Source organism: Thioalkalivibrio sp. ALE30, assembly GCF_000377465.1.
Classification (GTDB): Bacteria; Pseudomonadota; Gammaproteobacteria; order Ectothiorhodospirales; family Ectothiorhodospiraceae; genus Thioalkalivibrio.
In genome coordinates, this window is sequence record NZ_KB898172.1 from 81,571 (window position 1) to 95,855 (window position 14,285).

The 14,285-nt window shown below is 68.2% G+C and carries 15 protein-coding genes, 1 other RNA gene and 1 pseudogene; 10 read left to right on the forward strand and 7 right to left on the reverse strand.

The window, feature by feature from the left end; all coding sequences use genetic code 11:
• Positions 1 to 8: 8 nt before the first annotated feature.
• The 4 genes from trmD to ffh all read right to left on the reverse strand — a co-directional run bounded on the left by trmD (position 9) and on the right by ffh (position 3,111).
• The gene (gene trmD, locus D107_RS0108195; RefSeq protein WP_018881225.1) at positions 9 to 776 is read right to left on the reverse strand and encodes a tRNA (guanosine(37)-N1)-methyltransferase TrmD; all 768 of its coding nucleotides are present in this window, start codon (positions 774 to 776) and stop codon (positions 9 to 11) included.
• Positions 777 to 785: 9 nt separating this feature from the next.
• The gene (gene rimM, locus D107_RS0108200; protein ID WP_018881226.1) at positions 786 to 1,295 is read right to left on the reverse strand and encodes a ribosome maturation factor RimM; all 510 of its coding nucleotides are present in this window, start codon (positions 1,293 to 1,295) and stop codon (positions 786 to 788) included.
• 38 nt (positions 1,296 to 1,333) lie between these two features.
• Positions 1,334 to 1,594: a 30S ribosomal protein S16 gene (gene rpsP, locus D107_RS0108205; RefSeq protein ID WP_018865796.1), complete on the reverse strand. Its 261-nt coding sequence runs from the start codon at positions 1,592 to 1,594 to the stop codon at positions 1,334 to 1,336.
• A gap of 128 nt (positions 1,595 to 1,722) precedes the next feature.
• Complete coding sequence (gene ffh / locus D107_RS0108210; protein WP_018879957.1) at positions 1,723 to 3,111, reverse strand: signal recognition particle protein; 1,389 nt, start codon at positions 3,109 to 3,111, stop codon at positions 1,723 to 1,725.
• A 163-nt stretch (positions 3,112 to 3,274) separates the two neighbouring features.
• Here ffh and D107_RS0108215 point away from each other — a divergent pair, with 163 nt between their 5' ends.
• The 4 genes and pseudogenes from D107_RS0108215 to D107_RS14185 all read left to right on the forward strand — a co-directional run bounded on the left by D107_RS0108215 (position 3,275) and on the right by D107_RS14185 (position 7,427).
• A complete protein-coding gene (locus tag D107_RS0108215) occupies positions 3,275 to 4,075 on the forward strand; it encodes an inner membrane protein YpjD (protein ID WP_018881227.1) in 801 nt (266 codons plus the stop codon).
• Positions 4,076 to 4,172: 97 nt separating this feature from the next.
• Complete coding sequence (locus D107_RS0108220; RefSeq protein ID WP_018881228.1) at positions 4,173 to 5,459, forward strand: HlyC/CorC family transporter; 1,287 nt, start codon at positions 4,173 to 4,175, stop codon at positions 5,457 to 5,459.
• A complete protein-coding gene (radA, locus tag D107_RS0108225; protein ID WP_018865800.1) occupies positions 5,459 to 6,805 on the forward strand; it encodes a DNA repair protein RadA in 1,347 nt (448 codons plus the stop codon). The genes D107_RS0108220 and radA overlap by 1 nt, the downstream gene beginning before the upstream one ends.
• 425 nt (positions 6,806 to 7,230) lie before the next feature.
• Positions 7,231 to 7,427 (forward strand): annotated as a pseudogene (locus D107_RS14185) (hypothetical protein).
• Positions 7,428 to 7,779: 352 nt separating this feature from the next.
• On the opposite strand, the gene dapB reads toward D107_RS14185, so the two are convergent.
• The 3 genes from dapB to aroC all read right to left on the reverse strand — a co-directional run bounded on the left by dapB (position 7,780) and on the right by aroC (position 10,959).
• Positions 7,780 to 8,574, reverse strand: a complete 795-nt coding sequence (dapB, locus tag D107_RS0108230; RefSeq protein WP_018877988.1) for a 4-hydroxy-tetrahydrodipicolinate reductase — start codon at positions 8,572 to 8,574, stop codon at positions 7,780 to 7,782.
• A 72-nt stretch (positions 8,575 to 8,646) separates the two neighbouring features.
• Complete coding sequence (locus D107_RS0108235) at positions 8,647 to 9,810, reverse strand: MFS transporter (protein ID WP_018881229.1); 1,164 nt, start codon at positions 9,808 to 9,810, stop codon at positions 8,647 to 8,649.
• A gap of 45 nt (positions 9,811 to 9,855) precedes the next feature.
• On the reverse strand, positions 9,856 to 10,959 hold the full coding sequence (gene aroC, locus D107_RS0108240; protein ID WP_018866423.1) for a chorismate synthase: 1,104 nt from the start codon (positions 10,957 to 10,959) through the stop codon (positions 9,856 to 9,858).
• A 149-nt stretch (positions 10,960 to 11,108) separates the two neighbouring features.
• On the opposite strand from aroC, the gene D107_RS0108245 reads away from it, so the two are divergent.
• The 6 genes from D107_RS0108245 to D107_RS0108265 all read left to right on the forward strand — a co-directional run bounded on the left by D107_RS0108245 (position 11,109) and on the right by D107_RS0108265 (position 14,223).
• Positions 11,109 to 11,618, forward strand: a complete 510-nt coding sequence (locus D107_RS0108245) for a heme-binding protein (protein WP_018877990.1) — start codon at positions 11,109 to 11,111, stop codon at positions 11,616 to 11,618.
• Positions 11,619 to 11,668: 50 nt separating this feature from the next.
• On the forward strand, positions 11,669 to 12,106 hold the full coding sequence (locus D107_RS0108250) for a rhodanese-like domain-containing protein (protein ID WP_018877991.1): 438 nt from the start codon (positions 11,669 to 11,671) through the stop codon (positions 12,104 to 12,106).
• A gap of 81 nt (positions 12,107 to 12,187) precedes the next feature.
• A non-coding RNA gene (gene ssrS, locus D107_RS13780) (6S RNA) lies at positions 12,188 to 12,373 on the forward strand.
• A gap of 25 nt (positions 12,374 to 12,398) precedes the next feature.
• Positions 12,399 to 13,046 carry a 5-formyltetrahydrofolate cyclo-ligase gene (locus D107_RS0108255; RefSeq protein ID WP_018877992.1) on the forward strand — a complete coding sequence of 216 codons (648 nt, stop codon included), beginning with the start codon at positions 12,399 to 12,401 and terminating at the stop codon, positions 13,044 to 13,046.
• A 30-nt stretch (positions 13,047 to 13,076) separates the two neighbouring features.
• Positions 13,077 to 13,541 carry an EVE domain-containing protein gene (locus tag D107_RS0108260; protein WP_017941841.1) on the forward strand — a complete coding sequence of 155 codons (465 nt, stop codon included), beginning with the start codon at positions 13,077 to 13,079 and terminating at the stop codon, positions 13,539 to 13,541.
• 4 nt (positions 13,542 to 13,545) lie between these two features.
• Positions 13,546 to 14,223, forward strand: coding sequence for a glutathione S-transferase family protein (locus tag D107_RS0108265; protein ID WP_018877993.1), 678 nt, complete (start codon positions 13,546 to 13,548; stop codon positions 14,221 to 14,223).
• Positions 14,224 to 14,285 lie beyond the last annotated feature (62 nt).

The window sequence follows — 14,285 nt, forward strand, 5'->3', positions numbered from 1 at the left end:
GCTCGACCTCAATCATCGCTTTCGGTGCGCGAGCCGCCTGTCCGGCCACTCACACGGTATTCGTCCAACAGGGCCGCATCCTCGGCCCCGAGTCCCAGCCGGGCCAGCAGGTCCGGCCGCCGGCTCCAGGTCCTGCCCAGCGCCTCACGGCGGCGCCAGCGACGGATGGCGCCATGGTCGCCACCCAGCAGTACCGGCGGTACTGCCCGCCCGGCCACGGTCTCCGGCCGGGTGTAGTGCGGGCAATCCAGCAGCCCGGCACTGAAGGAATCCTGTTCGGCGGAGTCCGCATGCCCCAGGACCCCTGGGAGCAGACGGGCGCAGCCATCGACGACCGCCATGGCCGCGAGCTCCCCGCCCGAGAGGACGAAGTCGCCCAGCGACCATTCCTCATCGACCCGCGCCTCGATGAAGCGCTCGTCGATGCCCTCGTAGCGCCCGCAAACCAGGGCCACCCGGGGGCGCGCCGCCAGCTCGCGCAGCATCGCCTGCCGGATCGGCCGCCCCTGCGGGGTCAGCGCGATCACGTACGGGACCGCCTCCGCGTCCGCCACCGCCGCATCCAGCGCGGACGCCAGGGGCGCGTACTGCATCACCATGCCCGGCCCGCCGCCATAGGGACGGTCGTCCACGGCCTGGTGGAAGCCGGCGCCCCAGGCGCGCGGATTCCAGTATTTCAGGCCCAGCCGGCCGCGCTCGACGGCCCGCCCGGTCACGCCGGCTTCGCCAACCGCCGCGACCAGTTCCGGAAACAGCGTGATGACGTCGAAACGCACCGGCGCCGCTTAAAAATCCGGATCCCAGTCGACCCGCACGCAGCGAGCCTCCAGGTCCACATCCAGCACGTACTGCTCGCGCACCCAGGGGATCAGGCGCTCCCGGTCACCCCGGACCACCAGCACGTCGTTGGCACCGGTCTCGATAAAGCCCGAGATGGTGCCCAGTGCCGTGCCGTCGCGATTCTCGACCGCCATGCCCAGCAGGTCGGCCCAGTAGTAGGCGCCCTCTTCGGCCGGGGGCAGCCAGTCGCGTTCGATCGCGAGTTCGGCGCCGATCAACCCGTAGGCGGCATCGCGATCCGCCGCCTCGCGGAACTTCATCACGACGCCCGCGCCATGCGCGCGGCCGCCTTCGATCTCGACCAGGCGCCAGTCGTTCCCGTAGTGCATCCACAACTGCGGGAACTCGGTAATCGCGGCGCGCGGCTCGGTCTCGGAAAACACCCGGACCCAGCCCTTGACGCCATAGACCCCGGAGACACGCCCGACGCGGATGCGCTCACCCGCCTCGTTCATGACCGCAGCCAAGCGTCAGTACAGCGGACCGGACGACCTCAGGCCGCCGCGGACTGCTGCTTGCGGTAGCCCTTGACCAGGTGGTTCACGCGCTCGGACATGCCGGCGCCGTGACCCAGCCAGTAGTCCACGCGCTCGAGATCGATGCGCAGCGGCTCTTCCTGACCGCGGGCCACCGGATTGAAGAACCCGATCTGCTCCTTGTAGCCGCTATCGCGACGAGCGCGGGAATCGGTAACCACGATCGAATAAAACGGGCGCTTCTTGGCGCCGCGGCGTAGCAGGCGAATCGTAACCATGTAGTGTTGAACCCCGTGAGTCCGTTTTCTCGAGAAAACGCGCGATTATAACGAATCCGGCCAGCAACACAAGGGAAGCGGCAGGGCTCCCCACGGCTGCAGGCGGTCGTTCGCGCGAACCTTGACCATCAGCGGAACGGCATCCCGCCGCCGGGGCCACCCATACCCCCCATGCCGCCCATCTTGCCCCCCAGGGCGCGCATCATCTTCGACGCGCCGCCCTTGGAGAACTTCTTCATCGCCTTGCTCATCTGGGTGTGCTGCTTGAGCAGGCGGTTCACGTCCTGGATCTGGGTGCCGGACCCGGCCGCGATGCGCCGCTTGCGCGAGCCCTTGATCACGTCCGGATGGCGGCGTTCGTGCTCGGTCATGGACGAGATCACCGCCATCATGCGACCGATCTCCTTGTCGCTGGCCTGGTTCTTGACGGCGTCCGGCAGCTTGCCGCCACCGGGGAGCTTCTCGAGCATGGAGCTCATGCCCCCCATCTTCTGCATCTGGCCGAGCTGATCGCGCAGGTCGTTCAGATCGAAACCACGCCCCTTCTTCAGCTTGCGGGTCAGCTTCGCGGCCTGGTCCTGGTCGACCTGACGGCTGGCCTCCTCGACCAGCGACAGGACATCGCCCTTGCCCAGGATGCGCGAGGCGATTCGCTCGGGATGGAACGGCTCCAGCGCATCCGGGCGCTCGCCCATGCCGATGAACTTGATCGGCACCCCGGTGATCTGGCGCACCGACAGCGCCGCACCGCCGCGGGCGTCGCCGTCCGCCTTGGTCAGCACCACGCCGGTCAACGGCAGGGCCTCGCCAAAGGCGCGCGCGGTATTCGCGGCGTCCTGGCCGGTCATGGAATCGACCACGAACAGGGTCTCGATCGGGTCGATCGCCTGATGCAGCGCCCGGACCTCGGCCATCATGTCCTCGTCGACATGCAGCCGGCCGGCGGTGTCTACCAGCAGGACCTCGACCCCCTCGCGGCGGGCGCGGGCCACCGCGTCATCAGCGATCGCCTCGGGCTTCTGGCTGGTGTCGCTGGGATAGAACGTGACACCCACCTGCCCCGCCAGCGTCTCGAGCTGCTGGATCGCCGCCGGGCGGTAGACGTCGCAGCTCACGACCGCGACCTTTTTCTTCTCGCGCTCGCGCAACAGGCGCGCGAGCTTGCCAATGCTGGTGGTCTTGCCCGCGCCCTGAAGACCGGCCACCAGCACCACCGCGGGGGGCTGATGGGCGAGGTTCAGGGAGGCATTCTCGCCCCCCATGGTCGCGATCAGTTCGTCATGGACGACCTTGATCAGGGCCTGGCCCGGCGTCAGGCTGCCGATGACCTCCTTGCCCAGCGCCTTTTCCTTGACGTCCTTGATGAACTCGCGCACCACGGGCAAGGCCACGTCGGCCTCCAGCAGTGCCATGCGCACCTCGCGCAGGGCGTCCTGGATGTTGTCCTCGGTGAGCCGCGCCTGACCTTTCAGGCGCTTCATGGTCTCTTGCAGGCGGCTGGAAAGGCCGTCGAACATCGCGTGTCCTCTTCTGATCCGTGCGCGGGCGGCGGGCTTGGGCCGACCGCGGGACCGGACAGTATACCGGTCTCGCGGCCTTGCATGCAGGCCCGCCGCGGGGCAACCCGCAACCGCCGCCGGCATGTGCAATCCACCGGCATTGCAGCGATAATCCGGCGTCATGATCATTGCCACCGGACTCCTCGCCGTCGCGCTGTATCTCGCCACCGCGGGCTACCTGGCCATCACCGCCCGACGCCAGCCGCTGACACCCGGCCAGCCGCGAGCGGCCCTGGCCCTGTGGGGGCTGGCCCTGCTGGCCCACCTGGGCGCGCTGCTGCCGATGGTGCTCACCGAGGCCGGGCTCAACCTGTGCCTCGGCAACGCCCTGTCGGCGTCGCTGTGGCTGGTGGCCGCGCTGCTGTGGCTGACGAGCTGGCGCCACCCGCTGGCCATCCTCGGCGTGGTGATCCTGCCGTTGACGGCGCTCGCCGCCGTGACCGCGCTGCTGTGCGACGGCGATACCCGCTACGCCACCTCCGCGGGGATCGACCTGCACATCCTGTTTTCCGCGCTGGGCTGGGCCTTCCTCGCGCTGTCGACCGCCCAGGCCGCGGTGATGGCCGCCCAGCACCGCGCGCTGCACAATCACCATGCCTCGGGTTTCGTGCGCGCCCTGCCGCCCCTTTTCTCGATGGAGGTGTGGCTGTTCCGGATGATATTCATCGGCTGGTTGTTCCTCGGGCTCAGCCTGCTGTCCGGCCTGGTGTTCGTGGACAACCTGTTTGCCCAGCATCTGGTGCACAAGACCACGCTGTCGATCCTGGCCTGGCTGATCTTCTCCACCCTGCTGCTGGGGCGCTGGCGCCTGGGCTGGCGCGGCACCCGCGCGCTGGCCTGGACCACCGGCGGGTTTGTCGTGCTGGTGCTGGCCTATTTCGGCTCCAAGCTGGTGCTGGAGGTCATCCTCGGGCGGATCTGAATGCCCCCGAGGCGGCTTGACACCCCGGCGCCCCTTGCCTGAAATGACCCCGACGACGCCACCGCGTCCGCCCCAACCCTGACCGCAGGCCGCGCCCTTGCAAGAGATCCCGCTGTCCGTCCTGTTCGGCGCCCTGGTGGTGCTGTTCCTGCTGTCCGCGTTTTTCTCCGGCTCGGAGACGGCGCTGATGGCGCTGAACCGCTACCGGATGCGCCACCGCGCGCAGACCGGCCACCGCGGCGCGCAACTGGCCGCGCGGCTGCTGGACAAACCGGACCGGCTGATCGGCCTGATCCTGCTGGGCAACAACTTCGTCAACATCCTGATCGCGCAGATCGCCACCTTCATCGGCTGGCGCCTGTTCGGGGATACCGGGGTCGCCATCGCCACGGGCGTGCTGACCCTGACCCTCCTGATCTTCGCCGAGACCGCCCCGAAGACCCTCGCGGCTCTGCACAGCGAGCGCATCGCCTACCCCGCCGCATGGGTCTACTCCGGCCTGATCAGGGTGATGTGGCCGGTGGTGTGGCTGATCAACCTGATGGCCAACGGGGTGCTGCGCCTGTTCGGCGTGCACATGAACGCCGGCCAGCGCGCCGCGCTGAATACCGATGAACTGCGCAGCGTGGTCTCGGAGGCCGGCGCACTGATCCCAGCCAATCACCAGCGCATGCTGCTGAACCTGCTGGACCTCGAGCGCACCACGGTCGAGGACATCATGATCCCGCGCAACGAGATCGTGGTGATCGACCTGAACGAGCCATGGAACGAAGTCGAGGACCAGCTGATCCACGGGAGCTTCACGCGCCTGCCCGTGGTGGAAGGCGAGCTGGACCGTATCGTCGGCTTCATCCACCGCCGTGACGTGCTGCCCCTGGTCGAGCGCGACGAATTCGGCCCCGACGACCTGCGCCAGGTGGTGACGCCCCCGTATTTCATCCCCGAGGGCACGGCACTCAACCGCCAGCTGATCAACTTCCAGCAACAGAAGAAACGGATTGGCCTGGTCGTGGACGAGTACGGCGATATCGAGGGGCTGATCACCCTGGAAGACCTGTTGGAGGAGATCGTCGGGGAGTTCACCACCGATTCGCCGGCGATGAGCGACGACGTGCTGCGCCAGGAAGACGGCTCCGCCATGGTCGACGGCGGCATCCACCTGCGCGAACTCAACCGCGCCCTCGGTCTGGACCTGCCGCAGGACGGCCCCAAGACCCTGAGCGGCCTGATCGTCGAACACCTGGAGAGCATCCCCGAGGCACCGGTGAGCGTGAAGATCAACGGCGTGGTGATGGATATCGCCCAGATCAAGAACAACACCATCCGCACCGTGCGCGTGGTCGCACCGGACCTGCCCGCCACGCCCGACAACAAGGAAGCCTGATGGCGAAGGCAAAGACCCAGTACGTCTGCCGGGATTGCGGCGCGGTCAGCCCCAAATGGGCCGGCCAGTGCGGCGACTGCGGCGCCTGGAACACCCTCGAGGAGGCCACCCCGGCCGCCAGCGCCGGCCCGCGCGGCGGCTACGCCGGCGAGGCCGCCGGCATCACCCGGCTGGGCGAGGTCGAGCTGGCCGAGGTCCCGCGCACCGGCACCGGGCTGTCGGAGCTGGACCGCGCGCTGGGTGGCGGGCTGGTCCACGGCTCGGTGGTGCTGCTGGGGGGCGACCCGGGGATCGGCAAGTCCACCCTGCTGCTGCAGACCCTGGCGATGCTGCCGGTCGGCGACACGCTCTACGTGACCGGCGAGGAGTCGGCCCAGCAGATCGGCATGCGGGCCCGGCGCCTTGGTCTGGAGGTCGACGGGCTGCGCCTGCTCACCGAGACCCAGGTGGAGAACGTGATCGCCACCTGCGAGCGCGAACGCCCTCGAGTGCTGGTGATCGACTCCATCCAGACGCTCTACACCGCCGCGCTGCAATCCGCGCCCGGCTCGGTCGGCCAGGTGCGCGAGAGCGCCGCCGCCCTGGTGCGCCTGGCCAAGCAGCGCGGCATCACCGTGATTCTGGTGGGGCATGTGACCAAGGACGGCCAGCTCGCGGGGCCGCGCGTGCTGGAGCACATGGTCGACACCGTGCTGTATTTCGAGGGCGACCCGGACGGGCGCTACCGCATGCTGCGCGCGGTAAAGAACCGTTTCGGCGCCGTCAACGAACTGGGTGTGTTCGCCATGCTGGAGAACGGCCTGAAGGCCGTCTCCAACCCTTCCGCAATCTTCCTCTCCCGCCACCAGGGCCCGGTGCCCGGCAGCGTCGTGATGGTCACCCGCGAGGGCACGCGGCCGCTGCTGGTCGAGGTTCAGGCCCTGGTCGCAGAGAGCCATGCCTCGCAACCGCGGCGCATCACCGTGGGGCTGGAGCAGAACCGCCTGACCATGCTGCTGGCCGTGCTTCACCGGCACGGGGGCGTCGCCCTGTTCGACCAGGATGTCTTCATCAATGTGGTCGGCGGCGTGCGCGTGACCGAGACGGCCGCCGACCTGCCGATGCTCGCGGCCGCGCTGTCGAGTTTTCGCGACCGGCCACTGCCGCAGGAGATGCTGGCCTTTGGCGAGGTCGGGCTGGCGGGCGAGATCCGGCCGGTGCCGAATGGCGAGGAGCGCCTGCGCGAGGCGGCCAAGCACGGCTACACGCGGGCCATCGCGCCGGCGGCCAACGCGCCGCGCAAGCCCATCAAGGGCATGGAAGTCGTCGCGGTCTCGCGCCTCTCCGAAGTCCTCGACGCCCTTTAGCGGCCAGCCCCGCCCCTTCCCGGCTGGTCCGCCGGTCGCATTTACGGTGCCTTCGGCTCACCGCCTGCCTCGTAGTGGCAGGTCCTCGTTCGGCATCCGGTGTTTACGTGCCTTCGGTCCGCCGCCTGCCCGGCGCTGACTCGCCAGCGCGCCCCGAGTGACTTCTTTGCTCGTGCAAAGAAGTCACCAAGAAACACGCCCGACTGCCGCGACCCCGGCCCGCTTCGCGGGCCGGGGTTTCCCTCGCTCCGAGGCTTTTCGCGGGCGGCGCTGAACTCGCTGCGCCTTCGGCTCCGCTCAGACATCCAGCGCCTCTGATCCCGCGAAAACCCTCTCCGCTCGGCGCGACGACAACGGGGAGGCAGGTCAAAACAACGGCCGTCCCGACGATATTGCGAGTGGACGAAGGCTAGGTCTTCGGACATCTGGGCACGCTCGGCCTTCGGCCGTTGCGTGCCGCGCCCGCGTAGCGGGCGCCGGGGCTTTCGGGTGGCGCTGCCTATGGTTAGGAGTAAGCGTAGGGATACGGTCGGTTTTGACCTTCGCCTCCCGTATGGAGCCCCTTGCGGAAGGGTTCTCGGGCCGGCCCGTTTTCTATAAATTCGGGGCGCTGGATGTCTGAGCGGAGCCGAAGGCGCAGCGAGTTCAGCGCCGCCGGCCCAGCACGTCCGGAGCAAGGTTCCCGGGCGAAATCCGGGTGCCCTTCTTTGGGCACTTTCTTGGGCAAGCAAGAAAGTGCCTCGGGGCGCGCTGGCGAGTCAGCGCACGGCAGTATGTAGACCGAAGGCAGCGTAAACACCGAAGGATGAACCGGGACCAGCCACCAATACAACGCAAGCGGCGGACCGAAGGCACCCTAAACACCGGATGTCGAACCAGGACCAGCCAACACTAGGCAGGCGGCTAGACGAAGGCACCGAGACACGGACAGCAAAGGATACTGAGGCCGATGAAGCGCCTGTCGGCGCCGCCGGTTAGAGGTCCCGCAACCCCAGTACATCCTGCATATCGAACAGCCCATTGCCAGCACCAGCCAGCCAGACGGCGGCCCGCACCGCACCGGAAGCAAACACGGTCCGGCTGGAGGCCTTATGGGTGATCTCCACACGCTCACCGTCGCCCGCGAACAGCGTGGTGTGTTCACCCACGATGTCGCCACCACGTACCGTGGCGAAGCCAATGGTACGACGGTCGCGGGCGCCGGTCTGGCCCTCGCGACCATACACGGCATCGTGCTCCAGGTCCCGTCCCAGCGTCTCCGCGACCACACGCCCCAGCTTCAGCGCGGTACCGGAGGGGGCATCGACCTTGTGGCGGTGGTGCGCTTCCAGAATCTCGACGTCCACGCTGTCGCCCAGCGCCCGCGCCGCCAGCTCCACCAGCTTGAAGGTCAGGTTCACCCCAACACTCATGTTCGGCGCGTACACGATCGGCATGGTGGCCGCCGCATCGCGCAGACGCTGCTCCTGATCCGCGTCGAGACCAGTGGTCCCGATCACCAGGGCCTTGCCGGCGCGCGCGCACAGATCGAGGTGCTGCATGGTGGCCTGCGGCGCGGTGAAGTCGATCAGCACGTCGAAATCGTCGGTCACGGTTGCCAGGTCCTCGACCAGGCGTACCTGGCCCTCCTGACCGACGACCGCGCCAATCGCCTCGCTACCCGGCCGCTCGCTGGCCGCGCCCAGCCGCGCCTCGGGGTGCTCGTCCACCGCCTGCACCAGGTTCTGGCCCATGCGCCCGCCGGCGCCCGCAATCGCAATTCGAATCATCGTTTGTTCCATCCGGTTCTGTCGTTCCATCGGGGTATGCGCACCCTACGAAGCTTTGCCGCAACGCGCCAGTTACAGGGTTCGCACCGGGGTGCGGAAACGCCACTCGCCGTACACCGAGGCGATCACCCCGGCTGCGGCGAGGAACGCCGCGAACACGTACACCGAGGCCGGGCTGATGCCGTCCCACAGGTAGCCGGCCACCAGCGAGCCCATCGCCCCGCCCAGCCCGAAGGCCAGCGAGGAGTACAGCGCCTGCCCGCGCCCCTGCAGCCGGCCCGGGAAGAAATAGTGGATCAGCGAGATCGCCGCCGCGTGGTACACCCCGTAGCTGGCCGCATGCAGCACCTGAATGAACAGCAACATCGGCAGCGAATCCGGCACCGCCGCCAGCAGCCCCCAGCGCAGCGTGGTCAGAATAAGGGCCGCCGACACCAGCAGCCAGGCCCCGAAGCGCAGGATCAGCCGCGGCATCAGCAGGAACAGCACCACCTCGGCCGCGACCCCCAGCGCCCACAGCTGCCCGGCCACCGCGCGCGAGAACCCGGCCTGTTCCAGGTACAGGGTGAAGAAGGCGTAGTAGGGCCCATGGCTGGCCTGCATGAAGAAGCAGGCCACGAACAGCGCGATCACCTCCGGCCGGCGCAGCACGGTCAGTAGCGGTGGGGCGTTGTTGTCTTCCTCGTGGTTGCGCGCCGGTTCGCGCACGAACTGCGCGGCCGCCACCACCGCGATCAGGATCGCCAGCACGATCCACGGCAGCCAGGCCACGTCGATGTGATCGAAGGCCCAGCCCAGCAGCGCCACCGCGACGATAAAGCCCACCGAGCCCCATAGCCGCACCAGGGCATAGCGGTGCGCATCCTGCCCCAGCGAGCGCATGGTGGTCGCCTCGAATTGCGGCAGGATCGCATTCCAGAAGAAGCTGTAGGCGGCCATCACCACCGCCAGCCACCAGTAGCCGGTGTACAGCAACACGCCGGTGAAGGCGACCGCCCCGGCCAGCGCGCCCCAGCGCGCGATCGGCATGTGTGCACCGGCGCGATCCGCCAGCCATCCCCAGACGTTCGGGGCGATGATCTTGGTCGCCAGCACGATCGCCATCAGTTCGCCGATCTGGGCGCCGCTGAACCCCTCCTCGGAGAGATACGGCCCCCAGAACGGCATGAACGCACCGAGGCTGGCGAAGTAGAAGAAATAGACCCCGGACAGGCGCGCGTTCTGCGTCACGGCCATTGCAGGGGCCCTAGCGGTTCAGGAGACTACGGCCGGACGGCCGCGTCATTCGCCGGAATGATCGCGCAGTGCGAGGCCGGTATCCGCCACGTCCGCGTTCTGCCCGCGATGGCGCAGAGCGTGATCCATCAGCACCAGGGCCATCATCGCCTCGGCGATCGGGGTCGCGCGGATGCCCACGCAGGGGTCGTGCCGCCCCTTGGTCACCACCTCGACCGGCTCGCCCGCGGTGTTGATGCTGCGCCCGGGCAGACGGATGCTGGAGGTCGGCTTCATCGCGATGCTGGCGCGCACCGCCTGGCCGGTGCTGATCCCGCCCAGCACGCCACCGGCGTGGTTGGACAGGAAGCCCTCGGGGGTGATCTCGTCACGGTGCTCGGTGCCGCGCTGGGTCACGGACTCAAAGCCCGCGCCGATCTCCACGCCCTTAACCGCATTGATACTCATCAGCGCATGCGCCAGCTCGGCATCCAGGCGGTCGAATACCGGCTCGCCCCAGCCGGCCGGCACGCCGGTGGCCTCGACGGTGACCCGCGCGCCGATGGAGTCGCCCGACTTGCGCAGGGCGTCCATGTACTCCTCCAGCTCCGGCACCTTGTCCGGGTCCGGGGAGAAGAACGGGTTGTCGTTGGCGATCTCCGGCTGCTTCGCCTCCAGCGCGATCGGGCCCAGCTGGGACAGCCAGCCGCGGATGGTGATGCCGTAGCGCTGTTCAAGGTAGCGCCGGGCGATGCCGCCGGCCGCAACCCGCAACGCCGTCTCGCGCGCGGAGCTGCGCCCGCCGCCGCGATAGTCGCGCACGCCGTATTTCTGATGGTAGGTGTAGTCCGCATGCCCGGGACGGAAGCGATCCATGATCTCGCTGTAGTCCTTGGAACGCTGATCCACGTTCTCGATCAGCAGCCCGATCGGCGTGCCGGTGGTGCGACCCTCGAACACGCCCGAGAGGATTCGCACCTGGTCCGGCTCGCGCCGCTGGGTAGTGTGGCGCGACTGCCCCGGCCGGCGGCGGTCGAGATCGAACTGCAGATCCGCCTCGCACAGCTCCAGACCGGGCGGACAACCGTCCACCACCGCGCCCAGGGCCGGCCCGTGACTCTCACCAAAGGTACTGACGACGAACAGTCGTCCAAAGCTGTTTCCCGACATGCGCGTAGTGTAGCCGCGGGCGGCGCGGCTGTCGCCTGTTCCCCTACCCGGCGGCCGGTCGGCAGCCTGTGGAATGCAGCCCTCGGCAACCCCGTCCCCTATCTGCCATGATCGGTGTGCAGCATTAAAGACCACAAAAGGAGGACACCATGCCGAAATCCCTGACCCGACTCGCCACCGGCGCCGTTGCCGCCCTCTGCCTGGGCCTGACCAGCAGCGCCCAGGCCGATGACGTCTACACCCAGCGCTTCATGACCCTGGAGCTGGCCAATGACATCGCCATGGGCGCCGTCGAGGCCTGCCGCGACATGGGGTACCAGACCTCGGTCGTTGTGGTCGACCGGGCCGGCAACGACCAGGTGGTCCTGCGCGATCGCATGGCGGGCGTGCAGACCATCCAGATCGCCGGCGACAAGGCCCGCGCCGTCACCATGTCCGGCACTACCTCCGCCAACTTCCGCGACAACCGCGAAGACATCCGCATGGAGATGAACCATGTGGACGGCATCATCATGCTGGCCGGTGGCTTACCCGTCGAAGCGGCCGGCAGCATGCTGGGTGCGGTGGGCGTCTCCGGGGCGCCGGGCGGCGACCTCGACGAGGAATGCGCGCAAGCCGGGATCGACCGGGTCCAGGAACGTCTCGACTTCGTGATGTAGTCCACTCGGGCGCCAGGGACGGCGCCCACCCCGATAGCCGGATCGAGACCATGCCCCCAGACAACCCTTCCAGAACCCCCATTCGCATCTCGCCGGTGGAGACCTACGAGCGGCTGCAGGCACGCCCACGGGACCTGCTGATCGACATCCGCTCGACCATGGAATACCTGTTTGTCGGCCATCCGACCGGTTCGGTCCACATCCCCTGGATCGACGAACCGGACTGGACGGTGAACCCGCAGTTCGTGCCCCAGGTCCGCAAGCTGCTGCTGGGCGGCGTCAGCGACCACAGCGACGAAGCCCCGGCCCTGTACCTGATCTGCCGCAGCGGCAAGCGCACTCTGGATGCCGGCCAGGCCCTGGTGGATGCCGGCATCGAACATGTTTTTTCGGTAGAGGAAGGCTTCGAGGGCCCGCTGGACGAACACCACCAGCGCTCCACCCGCGGCGGCTGGCGCTACCACGGCCTGCCCTGGGAGCAGTGCTGAAGCACTCATATCCCTATGGATCCCCCACTGTCACGGGGGTTGCGCGCACCCCGGGGCGATTGGTCCATAATGGAGCCGGACGCGTCGCTGCGGCGTTCGATTGTGGCCCGGTGGTACCCTTGAGCCTTAATTCTTCACCACGGGACCGAGTACTTCCGTTTCGCTGTGCAGGTCCGTCTTCGAGCGGAAAGCCTAAAGATTCGGAGACTTCTCCCACCTGAACCTCAGGTTCAAGGTCAAAGGTCACGCCGGCGCCCGCGGGGCGCGTCCACTTTTCTCAAGCCCGATCCCTATGTCTTCGGAAACCGTCTCCGTCCCAGACCCGCTATCGCCCGACGATCTGCGCGCCCTGCGCCTGCGCCTGCGCCGCGCCCGCGCCGCGCTGTCGGACGCCCAGCTCGACCAGCACTCCGCCGCCATCTGCGAACACCTGCTGCGCTGGTTCGAGCGCTGGCAGCCGCGCTGCGTCGGCGCCTACCGGGGCCTGCGCGGCGAGGTGGACCTGACCCCGCTGACCGTCGCCCTGGCCGGACGCGGCACCCGCGTTGCCCTGCCGGTGATGGACGACAAACGCCCCGGCCGCATGCATTTCCATGCCTGGGGGCCCGGGGATGCGCTGTGTCATAACGGCTTCGGCATCGCCGAACCCTGCCCCGATGCCCCGCGCATCTGGCGCCGCGAGATGCAGGTGGTACTGATGCCGTTGGTGGCCTTCGACACGGCTGGCAACCGCATGGGCATGGGGGCGGGCTACTACGACCGCTACTTCGCCCGGCGCCGCTTCGGCATCGGCCGGCCGAAGCTGATCGGCGTAGCCCACTCGCTGCAGGGCGTGCCGGCGCTGCCCACCCAGCCCTGGGACGTGCCGCTGGATGCCGTCGTGACCGAACAGGGCTGGCATGCGCTGCCGGACCGCGCGCGGCACAATACGCACACCTGACCACCCCCTCACTTGGCACGAGGAGCCCGCATGGCCTACTGGCTGATGAAGTCCGAGCCCGACGAGTTCAGCATCGACGACCTGGAGCGCGTCGGCGTGGAGCCCTGGGACGGCATCCGCAACTACCAGGTGCGCAACATGATGCGCGACGAGATGAAGAAGGGGGATCTCGCCTTCTTCTACCACTCCAACGCCAAGCCACCGGGCATCGTCGGTATCCTGCGTATCGAGAAAGAGGCCTACCCGGACTCCTGCGCCTTCGACCCCGAAGACCCGCACTACGACCCCAAGAGCGACCCGGACAACCCGCGCTGGCTGCGCGTCGACGTCGCCTTCGAGGAAAAATTCGGCGATATCATCACCCTCGATTGGCTGAAGCAGCAGCCGCAGCTCGAGGACTGCCCGCTGGTGCGCCGCGGCAACCGCCTGTCGGTCATGCCCATCACCCAGGACCAGTGGGACTTCATCCTGAGCCACGCCCAGCGCGGGAAATAGCCCCGTGGCCACGCTCTACCACTTCCCGCACGACGCCAAGGCCGACCGCCTTCGCCTGGCCTGTGGCTACAAGGGTGTGGAGCTCGAAACCCGCGCGCTGGACTGGTTCGACGACGAGACTTTCTTCGAGCTGGGCGTGGCGCGCCAGTCGCCGATCCTGCAGATGGATGACGGCACCCTGGTCACCGACACGCTCGCCGCGCTGCGCGACATCGACCGCCTGTTCCCGACCGGCGAACCGCTGTCCGACGGCGTGATCGCCGAGGACGCCTGGCAGGCCCTGGTGGACTGGCGCGCCAAGGTGGAGATCGTACTGGACCGCCTCTACGCCCCGCTGGCACCGGGCTTTCACGGCATCGGCGAGAGCGCCGAGGCCCTGGCCGACTTCAAGGCTCAGGTACAGCACCGCTTCGGCATGTCGCTGGAAGAACTGGCCAACGACCGCTACGACGGCTACAACCAGCTCGCCAAGCTCAGCCACCTGCCGGAACTGGCCAAACACCTGGCCGCCAGTCGCTTCTACCTCGGCCACCCCTCCATCGCCGACTGCGTGATCGCCGCCGACCTCTATCCCCTGCAGATGCACGACGGCATCAACCTGCCCGTCGACATGCTCTACTACCTGCGCCGCGTCGAGGAGACCTTCAACACCCCCCTCGACACCCACTGGCTCGCCCGCTAAAGCCCGTGTGGGAGCGGCCTTGGCCGCGAACCGGCGTCAGCCCCGGATCGGGCCCTGCATTC

What these genes read in the sequence shown, in the direction of transcription:
- rimM (WP_018881226.1), bottom strand. Translation starts at nt 1,295, where the DNA reads ATGAACGAGGCGGGTGAGCGCATCCGCGTCGGGCGTGTCTCCGGGGTC.
- rpsP (WP_018865796.1), bottom strand. Translation starts at nt 1,594, where the DNA reads ATGGTTACGATTCGCCTGCTACGCCGCGGCGCCAAGAAGCGCCCGTTT.
- ffh (WP_018879957.1), bottom strand. Translation starts at nt 3,111, where the DNA reads ATGTTCGACGGCCTTTCCAGCCGCCTGCAAGAGACCATGAAGCGCCTG.
- D107_RS0108215 (WP_018881227.1), top strand. Translation starts at nt 3,275, where the DNA reads ATGATCATTGCCACCGGACTCCTCGCCGTCGCGCTGTATCTCGCCACC.
- radA (WP_018865800.1), top strand. Translation starts at nt 5,459, where the DNA reads ATGGCGAAGGCAAAGACCCAGTACGTCTGCCGGGATTGCGGCGCGGTC.
- dapB (WP_018877988.1), bottom strand. Translation starts at nt 8,574, where the DNA reads ATGATTCGAATTGCGATTGCGGGCGCCGGCGGGCGCATGGGCCAGAAC.
- D107_RS0108235 (WP_018881229.1), bottom strand. Translation starts at nt 9,810, where the DNA reads ATGGCCGTGACGCAGAACGCGCGCCTGTCCGGGGTCTATTTCTTCTAC.
- aroC (WP_018866423.1), bottom strand. Translation starts at nt 10,959, where the DNA reads ATGTCGGGAAACAGCTTTGGACGACTGTTCGTCGTCAGTACCTTTGGT.
- D107_RS0108245 (WP_018877990.1), top strand. Translation starts at nt 11,109, where the DNA reads ATGCCGAAATCCCTGACCCGACTCGCCACCGGCGCCGTTGCCGCCCTC.
- D107_RS0108250 (WP_018877991.1), top strand. Translation starts at nt 11,669, where the DNA reads ATGCCCCCAGACAACCCTTCCAGAACCCCCATTCGCATCTCGCCGGTG.
- D107_RS0108255 (WP_018877992.1), top strand. Translation starts at nt 12,399, where the DNA reads ATGTCTTCGGAAACCGTCTCCGTCCCAGACCCGCTATCGCCCGACGAT.
- D107_RS0108260 (WP_017941841.1), top strand. Translation starts at nt 13,077, where the DNA reads ATGGCCTACTGGCTGATGAAGTCCGAGCCCGACGAGTTCAGCATCGAC.